This window comes from Priestia sp. SIMBA_032 (assembly GCF_046535215.1).
Taxonomy (GTDB): Bacteria; Bacillota; Bacilli; order Bacillales; family Bacillaceae_H; genus Priestia; species Priestia aryabhattai.
The window spans coordinates 1-275 of the sequence record NZ_JAWRXD010000576.1 but is presented as its reverse complement, the minus strand read 5'-3'; the positions used below and the strand labels follow the sequence as shown (position 1 = coordinate 275).

The following is a 275-nucleotide window of genomic DNA, read 5'->3' as shown; positions in this document are numbered from 1 at the left end:
CGTATGGATCACGCTCATTTCCAGTTTAGCTCCATCTGTTACGTGGCTTTCTTTGAATTTTTTGTTAAACCATTTCGGTTGGAGAAATACCTGCTTTATTTATGCTTTTATTCTTTTTATTGTCATACTTCCCATACATCGATATGTATTTAAAGATAATGACAGTGAAAGAGAAATTGAAAATCTTGATGTAAATGTTGTGATTCCTTCAAATGAAGTATTTCGTTCAAGATTGTAATATTTAATACTCATCAACTTCACTATCGGGGCGGTAA

The 275-nt window shown here is 32.4% G+C and carries 1 protein-coding gene; it reads left to right on the top strand.

Annotated elements, in window-relative coordinates; all coding sequences use genetic code 11:
* Positions 1-238: hypothetical protein (locus tag SB717_RS35585; RefSeq protein WP_486360794.1), on the top strand; the 238-nt coding region annotated here is incomplete at its 5' end.
* Positions 239-275 lie beyond the last annotated feature (37 nt).